General features: G+C 73.9%; 16 protein-coding genes. 9 read left to right on the top strand and 7 right to left on the bottom strand.

The window, feature by feature from the left end; genetic code table 11:
• Positions 1-153 precede the first annotated feature (153 nt).
• From cseB to ACFYWM_RS30610, 3 genes are all read left to right on the top strand, one after another.
• On the top strand, positions 154-876 hold the full coding sequence (gene cseB, locus ACFYWM_RS30620; RefSeq protein WP_389920558.1) for a two-component system response regulator CseB: 723 nt from the start codon (positions 154-156) through the stop codon (positions 874-876).
• A 1-nt stretch (position 877) separates the two neighbouring features.
• Entirely contained in the window at positions 878-2290 is a 1413-nt protein-coding gene (locus tag ACFYWM_RS30615) for an ATP-binding protein (RefSeq protein ID WP_389920556.1), read from the top strand.
• Positions 2291-2413: 123 nt separating this feature from the next.
• Positions 2414-3844, top strand: a complete 1431-nt coding sequence (locus ACFYWM_RS30610; RefSeq protein WP_389920553.1) for an acyltransferase family protein — start codon at positions 2414-2416, stop codon at positions 3842-3844.
• On the opposite strand, the gene ACFYWM_RS30605 is transcribed toward ACFYWM_RS30610, so the two are convergent.
• Positions 3833-4534, bottom strand: coding sequence for a TetR/AcrR family transcriptional regulator (locus tag ACFYWM_RS30605; protein ID WP_389920550.1), 702 nt, complete (start codon positions 4532-4534; stop codon positions 3833-3835). The two genes, ACFYWM_RS30610 and ACFYWM_RS30605, sit on opposite strands and share 12 nt — an antisense overlap.
• A 184-nt stretch (positions 4535-4718) precedes the next feature.
• Between ACFYWM_RS30605 and ACFYWM_RS30600 the strand changes: the two genes are divergently transcribed.
• Positions 4719-5672, top strand: coding sequence for an NAD(P)-dependent alcohol dehydrogenase (locus ACFYWM_RS30600; RefSeq protein ID WP_389920548.1), 954 nt, complete (start codon positions 4719-4721; stop codon positions 5670-5672).
• A gap of 111 nt (positions 5673-5783) precedes the next feature.
• Here ACFYWM_RS30600 and ACFYWM_RS30595 read toward each other — a convergent pair whose 3' ends face one another.
• The 3 genes from ACFYWM_RS30595 to ACFYWM_RS30585 all read right to left on the bottom strand — a co-directional run bounded on the left by ACFYWM_RS30595 (position 5784) and on the right by ACFYWM_RS30585 (position 8569).
• The gene (locus ACFYWM_RS30595; RefSeq protein ID WP_389920545.1) at positions 5784-6182 is read right to left on the bottom strand and encodes a hypothetical protein; all 399 of its coding nucleotides are present in this window, start codon (positions 6180-6182) and stop codon (positions 5784-5786) included.
• 140 nt (positions 6183-6322) lie between these two features.
• Positions 6323-7645, bottom strand: coding sequence for a hypothetical protein (locus tag ACFYWM_RS30590; protein ID WP_389920543.1), 1323 nt, complete (start codon positions 7643-7645; stop codon positions 6323-6325).
• 105 nt (positions 7646-7750) lie between these two features.
• Complete coding sequence (locus tag ACFYWM_RS30585; protein WP_389920540.1) at positions 7751-8569, bottom strand: TetR/AcrR family transcriptional regulator; 819 nt, start codon at positions 8567-8569, stop codon at positions 7751-7753.
• 142 nt (positions 8570-8711) lie between these two features.
• Between ACFYWM_RS30585 and ACFYWM_RS30580 the strand changes: the two genes are divergently transcribed.
• Together ACFYWM_RS30580 and ACFYWM_RS30575 are read left to right on the top strand one after the other, a co-directional pair.
• Positions 8712-10358, top strand: coding sequence for an ABC-F family ATP-binding cassette domain-containing protein (locus ACFYWM_RS30580; RefSeq protein ID WP_389920537.1), 1647 nt, complete (start codon positions 8712-8714; stop codon positions 10356-10358).
• Positions 10359-10499: 141 nt separating this feature from the next.
• Positions 10500-11375 carry a hypothetical protein gene (locus tag ACFYWM_RS30575; RefSeq protein ID WP_389920534.1) on the top strand — a complete coding sequence of 292 codons (876 nt, stop codon included), beginning with the start codon at positions 10500-10502 and terminating at the stop codon, positions 11373-11375.
• A gap of 308 nt (positions 11376-11683) precedes the next feature.
• On the opposite strand, the gene ACFYWM_RS30570 is transcribed toward ACFYWM_RS30575, so the two are convergent.
• On the bottom strand, positions 11684-12133 hold the full coding sequence (locus ACFYWM_RS30570) for a carboxymuconolactone decarboxylase family protein (RefSeq protein ID WP_389920531.1): 450 nt from the start codon (positions 12131-12133) through the stop codon (positions 11684-11686).
• An 83-nt stretch (positions 12134-12216) separates the two neighbouring features.
• Here ACFYWM_RS30570 and ACFYWM_RS30565 point away from each other — a divergent pair, with 83 nt between their 5' ends.
• Complete coding sequence (locus tag ACFYWM_RS30565) at positions 12217-13101, top strand: sigma-70 family RNA polymerase sigma factor (RefSeq protein WP_389920528.1); 885 nt, start codon at positions 12217-12219, stop codon at positions 13099-13101.
• Between the two features lie 31 nt (positions 13102-13132).
• On the opposite strand, the gene ACFYWM_RS30560 is transcribed toward ACFYWM_RS30565, so the two are convergent.
• Complete coding sequence (locus ACFYWM_RS30560; protein ID WP_389920525.1) at positions 13133-13660, bottom strand: hypothetical protein; 528 nt, start codon at positions 13658-13660, stop codon at positions 13133-13135.
• A gap of 125 nt (positions 13661-13785) precedes the next feature.
• A complete protein-coding gene (locus ACFYWM_RS30555; RefSeq protein ID WP_389920522.1) occupies positions 13786-14232 on the bottom strand; it encodes a MarR family winged helix-turn-helix transcriptional regulator in 447 nt (148 codons plus the stop codon).
• 266 nt (positions 14233-14498) lie between these two features.
• On the opposite strand from ACFYWM_RS30555, the gene ACFYWM_RS30550 reads away from it, so the two are divergent.
• The gene (locus ACFYWM_RS30550) at positions 14499-15050 is read left to right on the top strand and encodes a DinB family protein (RefSeq protein WP_389920519.1); all 552 of its coding nucleotides are present in this window, start codon (positions 14499-14501) and stop codon (positions 15048-15050) included.
• Between the two features lie 184 nt (positions 15051-15234).
• Positions 15235-15948, top strand: coding sequence for a DUF4328 domain-containing protein (locus tag ACFYWM_RS30545; protein ID WP_389920516.1), 714 nt, complete (start codon positions 15235-15237; stop codon positions 15946-15948).
• Positions 15949-15974: the final 26 nt, after the last annotated feature.

Here is a 15974-nt window from a genome sequence, read left to right as displayed (position 1 = left end):
CGGCCCTCCCCCGGCTGGCGCAAGGGGTGAACGATCCGGCCCAGGCGGCCCTCCCCCGGCCGGCGCGAGGGGCGGGCGGCCCGTCCCGGGCGGTGCTCCCGCGAGGAGAGATTATGGTGTTCCGGGTGAGTTATACGCCACCTTTGGGGAGATATGTCCGACTTTAAGGGCGACAGCGTACCGGCGGCCCCCATCACCGTGCTGCTCGTCGAGGACGACGCGGTGATCCGCAAGGCGGTCTCGATGGCGCTGGAGCGCTACGGCTACGAGGTGTCCGCGGCGGGTGACGGCCTGACCGGCCTGGAACTCTTCCGGGACGGGCGGCACGATCTCCTGCTGCTGGACGTGATGCTGCCGAACCTGGACGGCATCGGGCTGTGCCGCAGGGTGAGGGAGTCCAGCACGGTCCCGATCCTGATGATGTCCGCGCGGGGTGACGCGCTGGACGTGGTGTCGGGCCTGGAGGCCGGGGCCGACGACTACGTCGTCAAGCCGGTCGACACGTCCGTGCTGGTGGCCAGGATCCGCTCGCTGCTGCGCCGGGCCACCTTCGCCCCGGCTCCCGGGCACGCGCCGGAGCCCTCCTCCGGCGGCGGCCTGGTCTTCGGGGACCTCACCGTCGACCCCGGCGGCCTGGAGGTGTTCCTGGCCGGCGAACCGGTCGCGCTGGCCCCCACCGAGCTGCGGCTGCTGCTGGAGTTCGCGGCGCATCCGGGGATCGTGCTGGACCGGCACACCCTGTTGCGCGACGTCTGGGACTACGGGTGGGACGGCGACAGCCGCGTGGTCGACCTGTGCGTGCAGCGGCTGCGCAAGAAGATCGGCGCCGATCGGATCGAGACGGTCCGCGGGTTCGGCTACAAGCTGCGGCGCTGAGATGGGACAGGCCGTCGTACGGGCAGCACGCGGGCTGCCGGGCTGGAGGTCGCTGCGCTGGAAGATCGCCGCGCTGGTGACCGTGGCGTCCTGCGCGGTGGCGCTGGCCGTCGGGGTGCTGGTGCACCGGAGCACCTTCGAACGTTCCATGAGCATGGGCAGGAGCCAGGCCCTGACCGCGCTGGCGTCCGCGGTGGACGACCACCGGCGCGGGGCCGGCGGCCCGCGGTCCGGCGAGCCGGACCCGGCGCGGATCCCGTCCCCGCTGCTCCGGGAGATCAGGCTCACCGGGCAGGCCGGCACCTGGTACGACGACCGCAGGCCGGACATCCCCTGGATGTGGGCCGCCGAGCCCGTCGGCGACCAGGTGGTGGCCGTGCAGATCGACATGGGCGTCGAGCTGCGCAGCCGGCAGGCGCTCGACCGGCACATCCTGATGGCCGCGCTGGCCGCGCTCGGGGTCGTCGTGCCTTCCGCGGCGCTCGCCGCCGAGCTGCCCAGCAGGCGGCTGAGGCGGGTGGCCAGGACCGCGCGGCGCATCGCGGACGGCGACCTGGACGCCCGGACCGCGGCGGGCGGCCGGAGCGGCGACGAGATCACCGAGATCTCGGCCACCGTCGACTCGATGGCCGACAGCCTGCGCGACCGGCTGCTGAGCGAGCAGCGATTCACCGCCGACGTCGCCCACGAGCTGCGTACCCCGCTGATGGGCCTGGTCACCTCCGCCGAGCTGCTGCCGGAGGGGGAGGCCACCGAGCTGGTCAGGGACCGGGTACGGGTGCTGCGGGCGCTGGTGGAGGACCTGCTGGAGATCTCCCGCCTCGACGCGGGCGCGGAACACGCCGATCTCCGGCCCGTGGCGCTGGGCGACGTCGTCGCGGGCTGCCTGGCCAGGACCGGGCTCCAGGCGCGGCTCACGGTCACCGGGGCCGCCAGGGACATCCGGGACACCCGGGACACCCGGGACACCGAAACCGCCGGGATCGCCGGAGCCGCCGGAGCAGCCGGGGACACAGAGACCGAGACCGATCCGCGCCGCCTCGACCGGATCGTCGCCAACCTCGTCGCCAACGCCCACCGCCACGGCCGCGCACCGGTCGAGGTCACCGTGGACGGCACGACGATCGTCGTACGCGACCACGGTCCCGGATTCCCCGGCGTCCTCCTCGCGGAGGGGCCGCAGCGCTTTCGCACCGGTGCGGCCGAACGCGGTCGCGGCCACGGCCTGGGGCTCACCATCGCCCTGGGCCAGGCGCGGGTGATCGGCGCGACCCTCATCCTGGCCAACGCCGCGGACGGCGGCGCGGTCGCCACCCTCCGCCTGCGATCCTCCCGATCCTCCCGATCCTCCCGGGGCTTTCGAGATGCCCGCGGTTCCCGAGATCTTCGAGGCGGTACGCGGACCCCGGGCTGATACGCGCCCGATACACGACCGAGCGGCCGCGGATACGCGGTCCCGACGGTACGGACACCTGCGCCTCGCAGGGTGGCTGGCGTGCGCGACGGTCGCGCGCCCGTCCCCCGGAGGTTCCCGTCCATGCGCCCTGCCCGTATCCGCGACGTACCGGGAGAGGGCCGGCCGGGAGAGGGCCGGCCGGGACCGGACGAGCGGACCTCGGCGTACCGTGCCGGCGGATCGCGGGACGGGCGGAGGTCCACCGGCGCGCCGGAGCGGCCCGCCGACGCCGGGGACCCGGGCGGGATCGCCCGGCGGCCGGGGGACGCGGGCGGCGGGGGCGGCGGGGGTACTGGGCGCGCGGCCTGGGCCGACGTCGCCAAGGGCGTGTGCATCCTGCTCGTGGTGCTCTGGCACGTCGTCGTGAAGCACTACCTGACGATCGACTGGGGGGTGTCGCCGCCGGTCCCCGGGGCCTGGGGCGCCCTCACCGAACAGCTGCTGCCGCTGCGCATGCCGCTCTTCTTCACCATCTCGGGCATGTTCGCCGCGGGCGCGGTGACCCGGCCCTGGCGGGTCGTCCGCCGCTCGAAGGTGGGCCGGTTCCTCTACCTCTACGCGCTGTGGCTGCTGATCCACACCGCGATCCTGGCGCTCGCGCCGTCCTTCGACACCGCCCGCGCCGACGGGATCGCCGACCTGCTCGCCCAGCTGACGATCACGCCGTCCAACCTGTGGTACCTCTACGCGCTCGCCCTGTACTTCGTCCTCGCCAAGGTCACGCGCCGCCTCCCGGTCGCCCTGGTGCTGGGAGGGGCGCTGGTGCTGTCGGCCGTGGCGTCGGCCGGGCTGCTGGAGACACCGGGCAACCGCGGCGGCCTGTACCAGAACCTCGTCTTCTTCCTCGCCGGGCTGTACTTCCGGCCGCTCGTCGAGCGGCTGGCCGCCACCGCGGGCCGGGGGCGGCTGGCCCTGACCGGCGCCTGCTACGCCGGGGCCCTGGCGGCGGTCGCGATCACCGGCTCCCAAGCTTGGCCGGGCGTCTGGCCGCTGCTCTGCGTCGTCGCGACGGTCTTCGGCGTGACGGCCGCGGCCCTGCTCGGCCGCCGCGTCACACCCGGCCGCCGTACCACCCCCGGTCACGACGCCGCGTCCGATCACCGCGCCACGCCCGGCCACGCCACCACGCTCGACCACCGCGCCACGCCTGGTCAGCACACCGCACCCGGTCAACGCGCCGCACCCGGTCAACGCGCCGCACCCGGCCGCCGTGCCACGTCCGGCCGCGGTGCCACGCTCGGGAGCGCGCTGGCGAGGCTGGGGCGCGCCACCCTGCCCGTCTACGTCATCCACATGCCCCTGCTCGCGCTGCTGCACCTGGCCTTGGTGCCGCCGCTGTCGGCCGACATGGACGGCCGGTTGCGGATCGCGCTCGCCGTCACCGAGCCGGTCCTCCTGACCGCCCTCGTGGTGTGGCTGTGCCTGGCCCTTCACCGGCTGCTGCTGAGGCTGGGCGCCACCTGGCTGTTCGATCTCCCCGGACGTCGTTCCCGGGACCGCCTACCCGGCTGAGCGCACCGGCGGGAGGTGGGGGATGTGCCGCAGGCCGAACGGGGGCGCCGGCGGCAGGGGGGCGGACCGGTCGGGATGGTCGGGGCGGTCGGCCTGGAAGGACCGGAGCAGGTAGGCGACGAGCCTGCGCGACGCCGTGAGCGCGTCCTCGGTGGTCTCGGCGACGATGCCGCCGTTGGCCATGAACAGCAGCACGAGGTCCGCCTGCTCGAAGTCGGCGCGCAGACGTCCGGCCTCCTTGGCCCGCCGGATCAGCTCGGTGAGCCCGTGCTCGGCGCGGACGCGTTCCCGCTCGTGGTCGACCGCGCCGGGGAAGGCCGTCAGGAACGCGGCGGTGAATCCCCGGTCGGCGATCTGCATCGCGCACACCTTCTCGACGACCGTACGGAACCCGCGCCACGGGTCGGGGTCCGCGAGAGCGTCGTCGACGACCGACGAGCACACCTTCAGCTGGTCGGCGAACACCTCGGTGATCAGCGACTCCCTGGTGGGAAAGCGCCGGTAGAGCGTGGCCATCCCGACACCGGCCCGCCGGGCGATCGCGGCCATCGGCACGTCGATCCCGAGCGTGGCGAACGCCTCGCCGGCGGCGGCGAGGATGCGCTCGCGGTTGTGCAGCGCGTCCGCGCGCAACCCGGCAGTCCCGGCGGGCGGCGGTGAGGGCGGTATCCGAGAGGAATGGCTGGACATGTTTCTCACATTACCGTAAACGGACAACCCTCTCCGTTTCGGCGCTTAACCTGGCCGTACGTGAAAGTCATCGCCCGTTTCAACCGGGCGTGCGGAGTTCGTTCCAGGCCGGTGACGGCCGTCGCGACCACGCGGAGGCCCGGCGGCCGGCCGGGCAGATTGGACGACCAGGACAGTGAGTGAGATGCGCGCGGCCCGGTACGACAGGTACGGGCCCCCCGAGGTGCTGTACGAGGGCACGCTGCCCAAGCCGGTCGCGGGACCGGGTGAGGTGCTGGTGCGCGTGCGCGCCGCAAGCGCGAACGGGGGTGAGTTCCTGGTCCGAGAGGGGAGGCTGCGGCTGGTGACGGGGCGGAGCTTCCCGAAGGGCATCGGGATCGACTTCGTCGGCGAGGTCGCCGCCCTGGGCTCGCCCAGGGCCGGCCTCTCGGTGGGCGACCGGGTGTGGGGGGTGCTGCCCCGGGCGTCCTTCGGAAGCGCGGCCGAGTTCGTCGCCGTCCGCCCCCGGCGGCTCGCCTTCGCCCCCGCCGGGCTCGACCCGGCCGAGGCCGTGACCCTGCTCGCCGGAGGTACGACCTCGATCACCGCCCTGCGCGACAAGGCCCGCCTCAGGGCGGGCGAGCGGCTGCTCGTGCGGGGCGCGAGCGGCGGGGTCGGCAGCGTCGCCGTCCAGCTCGGACGGGCGTACGGCGCGCACGTGACCGCGCTCGCCGGGGCCCGGAACCTCGACTTCGTACGGGACCTCGGCGCCCACGAGGTCTTCGACTACGCGACCACCGGCCCGGCCGACCTCGGCCCCTTCGACGTCGTCCTCGACACCGCGATCGGCACCGAGCTCGGCGCCTTCCGGCGGCTCCTGGCACCGGGAGGGCGCATGGTGTCGATCACCTTCGACTCCCGGCACGTCCTCTCGTCGCTGGCGTACGTCCTCGCGTCCACCGTGTTCGGCTCGCGGCGCGTACGGTTCTTCAGCGGCGACCCCGACCACCGGCTCCTCGCCGAGCTGACCCGGTTGACGGAGAGCGGCGCCCTGCGGCCGGTCGTCGACACGATCCACCCCCTCGCCGACATCGCCGAGGCCCACCGGGCGCTGGAGGCCGGCGGCGTACGCGGTAAGCACGTCATCAGAATCGGGTGAGCATCGGGTGAGCGAGGCCCCCGCGAGGGGGGAGCGCGGAGAGAGGGCGGAAGGGCCCCGCCGCCCGTGGAGGGCGCGGCGGGACCCGTGGCGGCCCGGGATCGGACGAGGTCAGGCGCGGCGCAGCCCGACGTACTGGAGTTCGGCGAAAAGGCCGACCAGGAGAGCCTGGGCGACGACGAAGGCGACGCCCAGCGGGTTGGGGTCCACCCAGCCGGTGAACAGCAGGACGACGCTCGCCACGGTCCACAGCGCGTTGCAGGCGATCAGCGTCCGGACACCTCCCCTGGACGGGACCGGGCGGGTGGCCAGGTAGGCGACGAACGCGGTGAACGGCAGCAACCCGATCCCGGCCCAGCGGACCAACGGCTCGGGGAGGGCGAACAGCCCGGCGAGCGGGGTCGCCGCGACGGCCAGGAGGAGCGCGAACCCCCCGGTGAGCAAGGCGTCCGCCCGCAGCACGCGGGTCAGCAGGGAGGTACGGCGGGCGGTGGGGGTGGTCGTGGTCATCGATGTCTCCTTCATGAGGGCGCCGGGGCCTCCGGCCTCCCCGAGGGGAGCGGCCTCCGGGTCCACCGGAGGCGCCGGGGCCTCCGGCGCACCCAGCACACCGCCTCACCCACTGCCATCTGCAGACATGGCACTGCCATTCACTGCCAGTTCTCCCGGCGGAGATCGTCGGCGACGAGTTTGGCCGCCGCGTTCTGCCAGTTGTAGAGCGTGCGTTCGGGAACCTCTCCGGCGAACCAGTCGAACGCCCGCCGCTCGGTGGCGGTGAGCCCGCCGCGCCCGGCCCCGCGCCGGTAGGGACGCAGCCCCCGGACGTAGGGGAAGTACAGGACGTTGTAGAAGCGCCACTCCTCGCTGGTGCCGAACTCGCCGTCGCGGGGCTTGAGCCGCCGGATGCTCTCCAGCAGCAGGTGCCTCAGCTCGGCCGCCCGCTCCAGCGGGATGTCACCGGTGATCCGCGCGTCGATCACCGGCAGGTTCGCGAGCGGGCTGGCGGCGAGCTTGCCCAGGTCGCCGTAACCGGCCAGGGCGCGCCGCGTCAGCCGGACGAACTCGGCCTCGTCCGGCGGCGGCGGGCCCTGCTCGCGGCGCGGCAGCGCCTCGGACGTCGCGCGCAGTTCGGCCCGCTCGCGGCGGATCCCCGGATCGCCGGGAAAGGCGATCCGGTCCAGGGCCCGGTGCACCGGACCGGCCAGCGTCTGTACGGCGACGGCCACCCCCACCACGCCGAACAGCAACACCGAGAGGGCGGGCGTGGACCCGCCGAGCACGACGGCCAGCGCGACCTGTCCACCGGACGCGACGGCCGCGACCGCCGCCCCCAGCAGGGACCGCAGCATGTCGCGCCAGAGCGCCTCACCCGCCCGGAACGCGCTGGACATCGCGATGGCCACGCCCAGCAGGACCATGTCCACGTCGACGGCGACGACGGAGAGCGGGCCGGGCGGGCCGAACAGCGGGAAGAGGAGCAGCGCGGTCCCCTGCCCGAAGAACAGCGTGGCGACCGCCGCCAGCCACCCGACCCTCGGCGGCCTGGCCCGCACGAGCAGCACCAGCACCCCGGCCAGCGGTCCCAGCAGCAGCACCCCGGTCACCACCCGCGCCGCGAGACTCGCCTCCGCGCCCGGTCCCGACACCGGCAGCCACGCGAACGCCACGAGCGTGAGCGGGACGAGCCCTCTGGACCAGGCCCGGTCCAGCCGCTCGACACCGGGAACCAGGGTCAGCACGGCCCCCGTCCAGAGCAGCGCGGGCAGGTGGACCAGCACGGTCTCGACCTCGCCCAGCGCCTGCGCCACGGGAGCCGGTACGGCGGTGCGCACCTGGGCGATCGCCAGCGCGACCCCGTAGGCCAGCAGTCCCAGCCCGGCCCGCCTCGGCCCGCGCTCCCGGGGGTCCCGCGCGATCACGTAACACCCGAGCCACCAGGTGAGCCCGCACACGGCCGCGACGGCGAAGAGCATCCCGTCTCCTTTCCCGCTCCTTCCCGGCCGCGAGCGTACCGACCGTACGTCCCGCCCCTGTCACGAGCGGGCGGGAACCCGCGAGGAGGGCCCCCTGCCCCCGCCTCACCGGATCCGCGACTCGATGCCGTCCAGCAGGTAGTCCAGCCCGGTGGCGAACACCGCGTCCCAGTCGTTGCCGATCGGGGATCCGTGCGCGGCGAGAGTCGGATACAGCTCGCGGCGGGTCAGCACGTGCAGGTCCGCGGCCCGCTTCCACTCGGTCTCACCGTACGCGGCGCCGGCGACCTGCATCGTCGCGGAACCGATGACGTAGTTGGCCAGGGCGTACGCGGCGGCGGTCAGGTGCGGGCCGGTGAGACCCGCCCCCGCCAGCACGGCGTGCAGGTGTTCGGTGCGGGCCAGGACGTTGGGGCCCAGCAGGGGCCGGTCCAGCACCGTCACCGACCACGGGTGGCGCAGCATGGTGGCGCGCCACTCGGTGATCAGAGCGATGGCGCCGTCACGCCACGCGCCGCCCGCTCCCGGCGGAACCCGCGCCTCCGCGCCCGCCCTCGCCCTCGCCGGGACGGACACCACACCGCCCGCTCCCGCTCCCGACGGGACCGGCACCTCGCCGCCCGCCCCCGTTCCCGACGGGACCGGAACCTCGCCGAACACGGCGTCGAGCGCGAGGTCCAGCACGTCGTCCTTGGTCTCGACGTGCAGGTAGAGCGTGGTGGCGGCGGTCTCCAGCCGCTCGGCGAGGCGGCGCATGGTCAGCCGGTCGGCCCCCTCCTCGTCCAGCAGCTCCACGGCCGCCGCCACGATCCGCCCGAGGGTGACGACCGGCTCGGCCCGGCCCGCGCGCGGGGGGCGCAGCCACACCCCCGGCGCCGCCTCGCCGCCCTGGCGGCGCGTTCTCCTGCCCGGCGTAGCGTTCACGACTCTCCGATCCCTGTCTCTCCCACCCCGAGGATCCTAATGGGTTGAGAAGCGCTCCGATCAATGTTCATATTGTATGACCAATGTTCTAGCTGCGGTTTCTCCGGTGCGACGAGACCGCCGTCTGCGAGGAGCCGCCATCGTGGGACACGTCGGGGCCGACGAGCTGACCTACGTGCTGCCGGACGGGCGCCTGCTGCTCAACGAGGTGTCCTTCCGCGTCGGCGACGGCGTCACCGCCGCGCTGGTCGGCCCCAACGGCGCGGGCAAGACCACCCTGATACGGCTGATCGCGGGCGACCTCTCCCCCTCCGCCGGGCGGGTCACCGCCTCCGGCGGGCTCGGCGTGATGCGCCAGTTCATCGGGGACCTTCGCGAAGGCCTGACCGTACGCGAGCTGCTGCTCGCGGTGGCCCCGGAACGCGTGCGCGCCGCGACCGCCGAGCTGGAGCGGGCCGAGCGCGCGATGGGGGAACGCGACCTGGAGGAGACCCAGCTCGCCTACGCCCGCGCCCTCGGCGACTACGCCGACGCCGGGGGCTACGACATCGAGGTCACCTGGAGCGCCTGCACCACCTCGGCCATGGGGGCCGCCTACGAGCACGTGGCGGGCCGCGACGTCGGCACACTGTCGGGCGGTGAGCAGAAAAGGCTCGCGCTGGAGGCACTCCTGCGCGGGCCCGACCAGGTCCTGCTGCTCGACGAGCCCGACAACTACCTGGACGTCTCCGGCAAGCAGTGGCTGGAGGAACAGCTGGAGGCCACCCGGAAAACGGTCCTGCTCGTCTCCCACGACCGCCGGCTGATCGCCAACACGGCCACCCGCGTCATCACCGTCGAGTCGCGCGGGGTGTGGACCCACGGCGGCGGCTTCGCCACCTACGCCCAGGCCCGCCTCGACCGCAACGCGCGCCTGCACGAGCGCCGCCGTCGCTGGGACGAGGAGCACGCCCGCTTGAGGAGGCTGGTCCACACCCTGCGCCAGAGGGCGACCCACAACGACTCCGTCGCCTCCGCCTACCGGGCCGCCCAGACCCGGCTGGGCAGGTTCGAGGAGGCGGGCCCGCCCGAGAGCGCGCCCAGGGAGCAGAACGTCCGGATGCGCCTGAGCGGCGGCCGTACCGGCAAGCGCGCGCTCACCTGCACCCGCCTGGAGCTGACCGGCCTGACGGAGCCGTTCGACGTCGAGGTCCACTACGGGGAGCGGGTGGCGATCCTCGGCCCGAACGGCTCCGGCAAGTCCCACTTCCTGCGGCTGCTGGCCGGAGCGGGGGGCGGCGCGCTCCCCGCGGCGTCCGGGTCACCCACGCCGGTACGCCACCGGGGCACCGTGGAGCTCGGGGCCAGGGTGGTGCCCGGCCACTTCGTCCAGACGCACGCCCGGCCCGACCTGGCCGGGCGGGCCCCCGCCGACATCGTCATGGCCGCCGGGTCACTGACACTCAACGACGCCATGGCCGCCCTCGCCCGCTACGAGCTCGCCCCCGCCGGGCGGCAGTCCTTCGAGACCCTCTCCGGCGGCCAGCAGGCACGCCTGCAGATCCTGCTGCTCGAACTGTCGGGGGCCACCCTGCTGCTGCTCGACGAGCCGACCGACAACCTCGACCTGGCCAGCGCGCAGGCCCTCCAGGACGGCCTCGCCTCCTTCTCCGGCACGGTCCTCGCCGTCACCCACGACCGGTGGTTCGCCGACGACTTCGACCGGTACCTGATCTTCGGCGCCGGCGGGGAGGTCCGGGAGTCCGGCGAACCCCTCTGGCGGCCGGACCGGGCCCGCCGCGCGCGGTGACGGACCCGGGGACGCGGCGGACGTGGAACCGGCGCCAGGCGAACACCCCCGGCCACACCCTTGCCCGCCCCGCAGGGGCGTGGGCGCGGCGTCCGATTTCTGCAAGACGACCGGGCCGGTCACCCGCCAGCATGGGACACCATGAGTGAGAGCATCCTTGACGCCGCCGGGGCCTTCATCCTTCGCGAGGGCCGCCTGCTTGAACGCCGCCTGTTCGCCACCCTCTTCCACGCGGCACCCGCCGCCGGGGTGGTGGACGCCCTGCGCGGCTACCGGAACGCGGACGGCGGCTTCGGCCACGGCCTCGAACCCGACAAGCGCTGTCCCGGCAGCCTGCCCGTCGACGTGGAGACCGCGTTCCAGACGCTGCTGGCGGCCGGTGTGCCCGAGACCGGCTCCCTGGTGCCGGAGGCGTGCGACTGGCTGGCGACGGTCGCCGCGCCCGACGGGGCCGTGCCGCTGTCGCTGCCGGTCATGGAGGCCTATCCCAGGGCCGCGCACTGGTCCGAGTGGACCTACACCCCGGGACTGAACCCCACCGCCGGGCTGGCCGGGCTGCTGCACCGGATGGGCGTGGAGCATCCGTGGCTCACCCTGGCCACCGACTGGTGCTGGTCGGCACTGGAGAAGGGCTTCCCCGACGACGCGCACGCCATGTCCGAGACGCTCGTGTTCCTCGAACACGTACCGGACCGGGACCGGGCCGAACACCTCGCCGAGCGGGTGGGCGAGTGGCTCCCCCGCCTGCGGTGGTACCGGAGCGATCCGGCCGACCCGGAGTACGGGGTCACCCCCCTGCACCTCGCCCCCCACCCCGGCAGCCGCTGGCGGGGGCTGTTCGGAGACGAGGTGATCGAGGGCCACCTCGACCGGCTGGCGGCCGACCAGCAGCCCGACGGGGGGTGGGCCATCACCTGGGAGCCTCCCGGCGCGGCCGCCACCCTGGAGTACCGGGGGGTCGAGACCCTGCGGGCCCTCCAGGTGCTCGGCGCCTACCGGCGGGTGCCGTCGAGCTGACGGGAGCCGTTCATGGCCACGACCATCGGCGTGGCCATCGACCACGGCCGTCGACAAGGCCACCAACAACGGCCATCGGCCACGGCGCCCCAGCCCCCTCAAAGCCCCTCAAGGCTCCCAGGGGCAGGCGGACCCCCCGATCTTCGTTCCGTACGGGGTCCGTGCCTTCGACGTCCCGCCGTCGGGGCGTCGTCGGGGCGTCGTCGGGGCGTCGTCGGGGCGTCGTCGGGGCGTCATCGGGGCGTCATCGGGGCGTCATCCCTCACCTCGGGAGGCACGCCCCCCGGACGGATGACGCCCCGCCCGGCTCACCAGGACTTGCCGGCCTGCTCCCGGATCGTACGGTTGATCCGGTTGAAGAAGTTCGTCAGCGCGATCTCCAGGTTGAGCGCGGACAGCTGCCCGTCGTCGAAGTGGGCGGCGGCGGCGTCCCAGATCTCGTCGGTCACCCCCGGCGCGCCGTCCTGGATCCGGGTGGCGGCCTCGGTCAGCGCGAGCGCAGCCCGCTCCGCCTCGGTGAAGAACGGCGTCTCGCGCCAGGCGGCCACGCTGTGCAGCCGCTCGTCGGTCTCCCCCTGCTTCCTGGCCGCCGTGACCCCGGCGAAGACGCACGGGCTGCAGCCGTTGATCTGGCTGGCGCGCAGGTGGACCAGCCCGAGCACGCGCCGGTCGACGCCACCGGCGTGAATCGCCTTGTAGAGGTGCTGGATCGCCGTCATCACGTCGGCGTTCGCCTCGCTCTTCATGCGTGCTTCCATCGGTCTTGCTCCCTAATCGGTTACCCGGGCCCCTCCGGGCCCGTCATGACCCATGACGGAGCGGATCCGAGGAAGGTAACAACATGTTCGACACCAGCCCGGCGGACCCGGTGGGCGAGGCGTTCGAGGCCCAGCGCGACCGGCTGCGCGCGGTCGCCCACCGCATGCTCGGCTCGCACGCCGACGCCGAGGACGTGGTCCAGGAGGCCTGGCTGCGGCTCTCCCGCCAGGACACGACGACCATCGACAACCTCGCCGGCTGGCTGACCACGGTGGTCGGCCGGATCAGTCTCGACGTCCTGCGGTCGCGCCGGGCCCGCCCCGAGGCGTCCTACGACGACCGGCTGCCCGAGCTCGTCGTGACGGTCGACGACGGTCTCGCGCCGGAGGACGACGTGGCGCTCGCCGACTCGGTCGGGCTCGCGCTCCTGGTCGTCCTGGAGTCGCTCGGGCCGAGCGAGCGGCTGGCGTTCGTGCTGCACGACCTGTTCGCGGTGCCGTTCGACGAGATCGGCCGGATTCTCGGCAGGTCCACCGACGCCACCAAGATGCTCGCCAGCCGCGCGCGCAGGAAGGTGCGGGCGACAGAGCGGCCGGCGGCAGCCGGGCGGGAGCAGCGCGAGGTGGTCCGGGCCTTCCTGGCGGCGGCCCGTCGCGGCGACTTCGAGGGGTTGCTGCGTGTGCTCGACCCGGAGGTGAGGCTGACCGTCGACACCCCCGGCGGCGTGGTCGTCGTCCTCGGCGCCACCAAGGTCGCCACCGGCGCGTCCGCGCGGGTCGCCGCCGGCACGGCCGCGCGGGGGCGGGCGGTGCTCGTCGACGGCCTTCCCGGGTTCCTCTCCTGGCGCGAGGACGGGACTCCGCTCTCGGTCATGGCGTTCACCGTCGTCGACGGCCGGATCGCCGCCATCGCGACCGTGATCGACCCGGCCAGGCTCGCGACGCTGGACCTGCCGGATCCGGGGTGAGCCTCCGCCGAGCGCGCACGGGCGGGGGTGCTCACGGATAGGCCCCCGGACGGGCGATCATCAGGACGACGACGACCGCCCACAGCAGGTTGTAGAACCCGGCGAGCATGGAGAGCGCGCGCAGGCGCCTGCCGTCGTCGGGGTCGGCGAGCGCGTCGCGCTGACCCGGGTAGATCCGCAGGGCCAGCAGGCCCCCCGCGGCCGCGGTGAGGATCATGGAGATGGCTATCCACACCTCGCCCATCCGGCCTTGGACGAGGGCCAGGGCGATCCCGACGACGGGCACGACGACACCGAAGATGCCGTAGACCCGGGTGATGCGGTGCAGCAGGACGGCCACGGCCCGGTTCCGCTCCTCGGACGCCGCCGGGGCCGCCTGAGCCGCGGAGGGCGATCCGGCCGGGTCGGCCCCGGCGGCCCCGGCGGCCCCGGCGGCCGGGCCCACGGGAACGCCCGCGGCGACCGGCGCGTAGCGGGGGAACAGGCTCGTCGCGACGGCCGAGCCCCCGACGAACACGATGCCGGCGAGCACATGGACCGACAGCAACACGGCTTCCACGGATTCTCCCTTCCTCGCAACCTTCAGGCAGGCTGAAGCCTAACACGAAAGCTTCAGTCAGCCTGAAGCTAAAAAGGGCGAGGGGTGACGCGCGGCCCGCCGGGGGCGGGCTCCGGGCGAAGGGATCAGGGCGTGGAGAGGCCCTCGAACGCGGCGCGTACGGCACCGGCGACCTGCTGCTGGATCGGGTCCGCGGCGGGGCCGAACAGCAGGTCGTCGACCTCGGCTATCGCACCCCTCGCCGCCTCCAGGAGGCGCGCCCCCTCGGGCGTGATCTCGATGGCCGACGCGGAACCGGCGCGGGCGGTGTTGTCGCGCACCAGCCCGGCGCCGGCGAGCACCTTCACCGCGGCGTGGACGCTCTGGACCGTCGTGCCCGCCATGCGCGCCAGGTCGCTGAACGACACGCCGGGCACGCCCGCGATGTGACCGAGCAGACCGAGCCTGCTGACCGTGAGATCGAGCGACGCGAGGGCCGCGTTGAGCTCGGTCTCGATCCGGCGCGCCAGCGTAAGCAGCACGATGGAGACGCTGGTCACGGGCGGACCGGGGCGGCTGTTCTCGATGGTCACCTCCCCAGTCTCCCGCACCGGGGAAGTAGCGGGTCGTCACCGGCGGCGTGCGGTGCGTCGCCCCTCCCCGGGCCGGTCTCCCCCGGCTCAAGCCGATCGCCCCGCTCAGGCCGACCGCTCCCCGCCCGGACCGATCACCCCCGCCCGGATCGGCCGGCCGCGCTCCGCCCGTCGCCGTCGCCGTCCTCCGGCCGGTGAGGACCGGCGCCCTTGCCGCCGGTGAAAACCGGTGGCGGGGCCGCCGGGGGTGATGCCAGGGTTTCCGGGTGACCGTACCCCGCGTTGACCTACTGATCCGGCAGCTCGACATCGCATGGGCGCTGTTCGAGCATCACCTGAAGGATCTCGACGATGCGGCCTGCCTCTGGGAGCCCGCACCGGGCTGCTGGACCGTCCGGCCGGACGGCCGGGGCCGCTGGGTGGCCGACTGGGAGGTGCCGGAGCCGGAGCCCGCGCCGGTCGTCTCGATCGGGTGGCTGACCTGGCACATCGGCTTCTGGTGGACGACCACCCTCGGGCACTGCTTCGGCTCCGGGGCCCCCGCCCGCGAGGAGATCACCTGGCCGGGCGGCGCCTCGGCCGCGGCCGGCTGGCTGCGCGGGCTGAACGACGACTGGCGGGCGGGGCTGCTGCCGCTCACCGACGCCGACCTCGACTCCACCGAGAGGACCGCCGGGCTGCCGTGGGGAGCCGAACAGAGGCTGGTCGACATAGCGGGCTGGGTCACCGTCGAGCTGACCAAGAACGTCTCCGAGATCGGCGTCGTCCGCCATCTCCACGAGGCGCGGAGGCACGAGCCCGGCGCCCCCCGGGGGTGATCACGCGGCACCTCCGGGCCGGCCGTTCCCGGCCGCGCCTCCCCGGCCGCCGCTCACAGGGGCGCGGCGGGCCCGGAGGCGCGGTCGCACCACGTCGCGACCCGCCCGCCGGAGCCCAGGTGTCATGTGGTGACACGCCGGGATACATTCTCATCCTCTTCGCATGGTCACACAGAGGACGAGAATGCATCCCGCTCCCCCCTTCCCGAGGCTCCCGAGGCACGTGCAACCGGTCCGCGCCATGGCGATCGCGGTCGTGGTACTGCTGGGGGTCACGACGCTGATCGACCTTCTCGCGCTCGTGGGAACCGTGGAGCGCCTCTCGCTGCTCTCCAGGATCGTGGACGCCCCGTACACGGTCGACGTCGACGCGCTGAGGGCCAACGACGACTGGTACGCGTTCTTCGGTCTGACGCGGTCCGGTGTCTACGCCCTCACCGGGATCACCTTCCTGATCTGGCTGACCAAGGCCCGGTCCAACGCCGAGGCGCTCACGGCGATCGAGCACCGCAGGGACTCCCAGTGGGTCGTGCTGGGCTGGCTGCTCCCGGTCGTGAACCTGTGGTTTCCCAAGCAGGTCGTCGACGACATCTGGGCGACGTCCAAACCCGGCCACCTCCCTGCGAACCCGCCCCATCCCGCCACGTTGCGGAACGCCCCCCGGTCATGGCTGGTACGGGCCTGGTGGCTGACGTGGCTGTTCTCCACCTGGGTCTCCCTCGTCGTCCACCAGCTCACGTCCCGGGGCGAAGGCCCGGTATCCCTCCTGCTGACGGCCCGGGCCGAGCTCTTCTTCGCCGCCCCGAACGCGATCTGCGCCGTCCTGGCCTCCCTGGTCGTCCTGAGGATCACCCGGTTCCAGGAGCACCGACACCCGTCCCTCGCACCGGCGTCCTGAGCCGCCCGCCCGCGATCGCGACGGCC

Source organism: Streptosporangium sp. NPDC002721, assembly GCF_042888905.1.
GTDB lineage: Bacteria > Actinomycetota > Actinomycetes > Streptosporangiales > Streptosporangiaceae > Streptosporangium.
Note: the sequence above shows the minus strand (reverse complement) of the source record. Positions and strands in the feature narration are given on the sequence as shown.

Excerpts from the sequence above, each read along its gene's own strand:
- ACFYWM_RS30595 (WP_389920545.1), bottom strand. The coding sequence starts at position 6,182 with ATGACCACGACCACCCCCACCGCCCGCCGTACCTCCCTGCTGACCCGC.
- ACFYWM_RS30545 (WP_389920516.1), top strand. The coding sequence starts at position 15,235 with ATGCATCCCGCTCCCCCCTTCCCGAGGCTCCCGAGGCACGTGCAACCG.
- ACFYWM_RS30605 (WP_389920550.1), bottom strand. The coding sequence starts at position 4,534 with ATGTCCAGCCATTCCTCTCGGATACCGCCCTCACCGCCGCCCGCCGGG.
- ACFYWM_RS30565 (WP_389920528.1), top strand. The coding sequence starts at position 12,217 with ATGTTCGACACCAGCCCGGCGGACCCGGTGGGCGAGGCGTTCGAGGCC.
- ACFYWM_RS30600 (WP_389920548.1), top strand. The coding sequence starts at position 4,719 with ATGCGCGCGGCCCGGTACGACAGGTACGGGCCCCCCGAGGTGCTGTAC.
- cseB (WP_389920558.1), top strand. The coding sequence starts at position 154 with ATGTCCGACTTTAAGGGCGACAGCGTACCGGCGGCCCCCATCACCGTG.
- ACFYWM_RS30570 (WP_389920531.1), bottom strand. The coding sequence starts at position 12,133 with ATGGAAGCACGCATGAAGAGCGAGGCGAACGCCGACGTGATGACGGCG.
- ACFYWM_RS30575 (WP_389920534.1), top strand. The coding sequence starts at position 10,500 with ATGAGTGAGAGCATCCTTGACGCCGCCGGGGCCTTCATCCTTCGCGAG.
- ACFYWM_RS30590 (WP_389920543.1), bottom strand. The coding sequence starts at position 7,645 with ATGCTCTTCGCCGTCGCGGCCGTGTGCGGGCTCACCTGGTGGCTCGGG.
- ACFYWM_RS30615 (WP_389920556.1), top strand. The coding sequence starts at position 878 with ATGGGACAGGCCGTCGTACGGGCAGCACGCGGGCTGCCGGGCTGGAGG.
- ACFYWM_RS30610 (WP_389920553.1), top strand. The coding sequence starts at position 2,414 with ATGCGCCCTGCCCGTATCCGCGACGTACCGGGAGAGGGCCGGCCGGGA.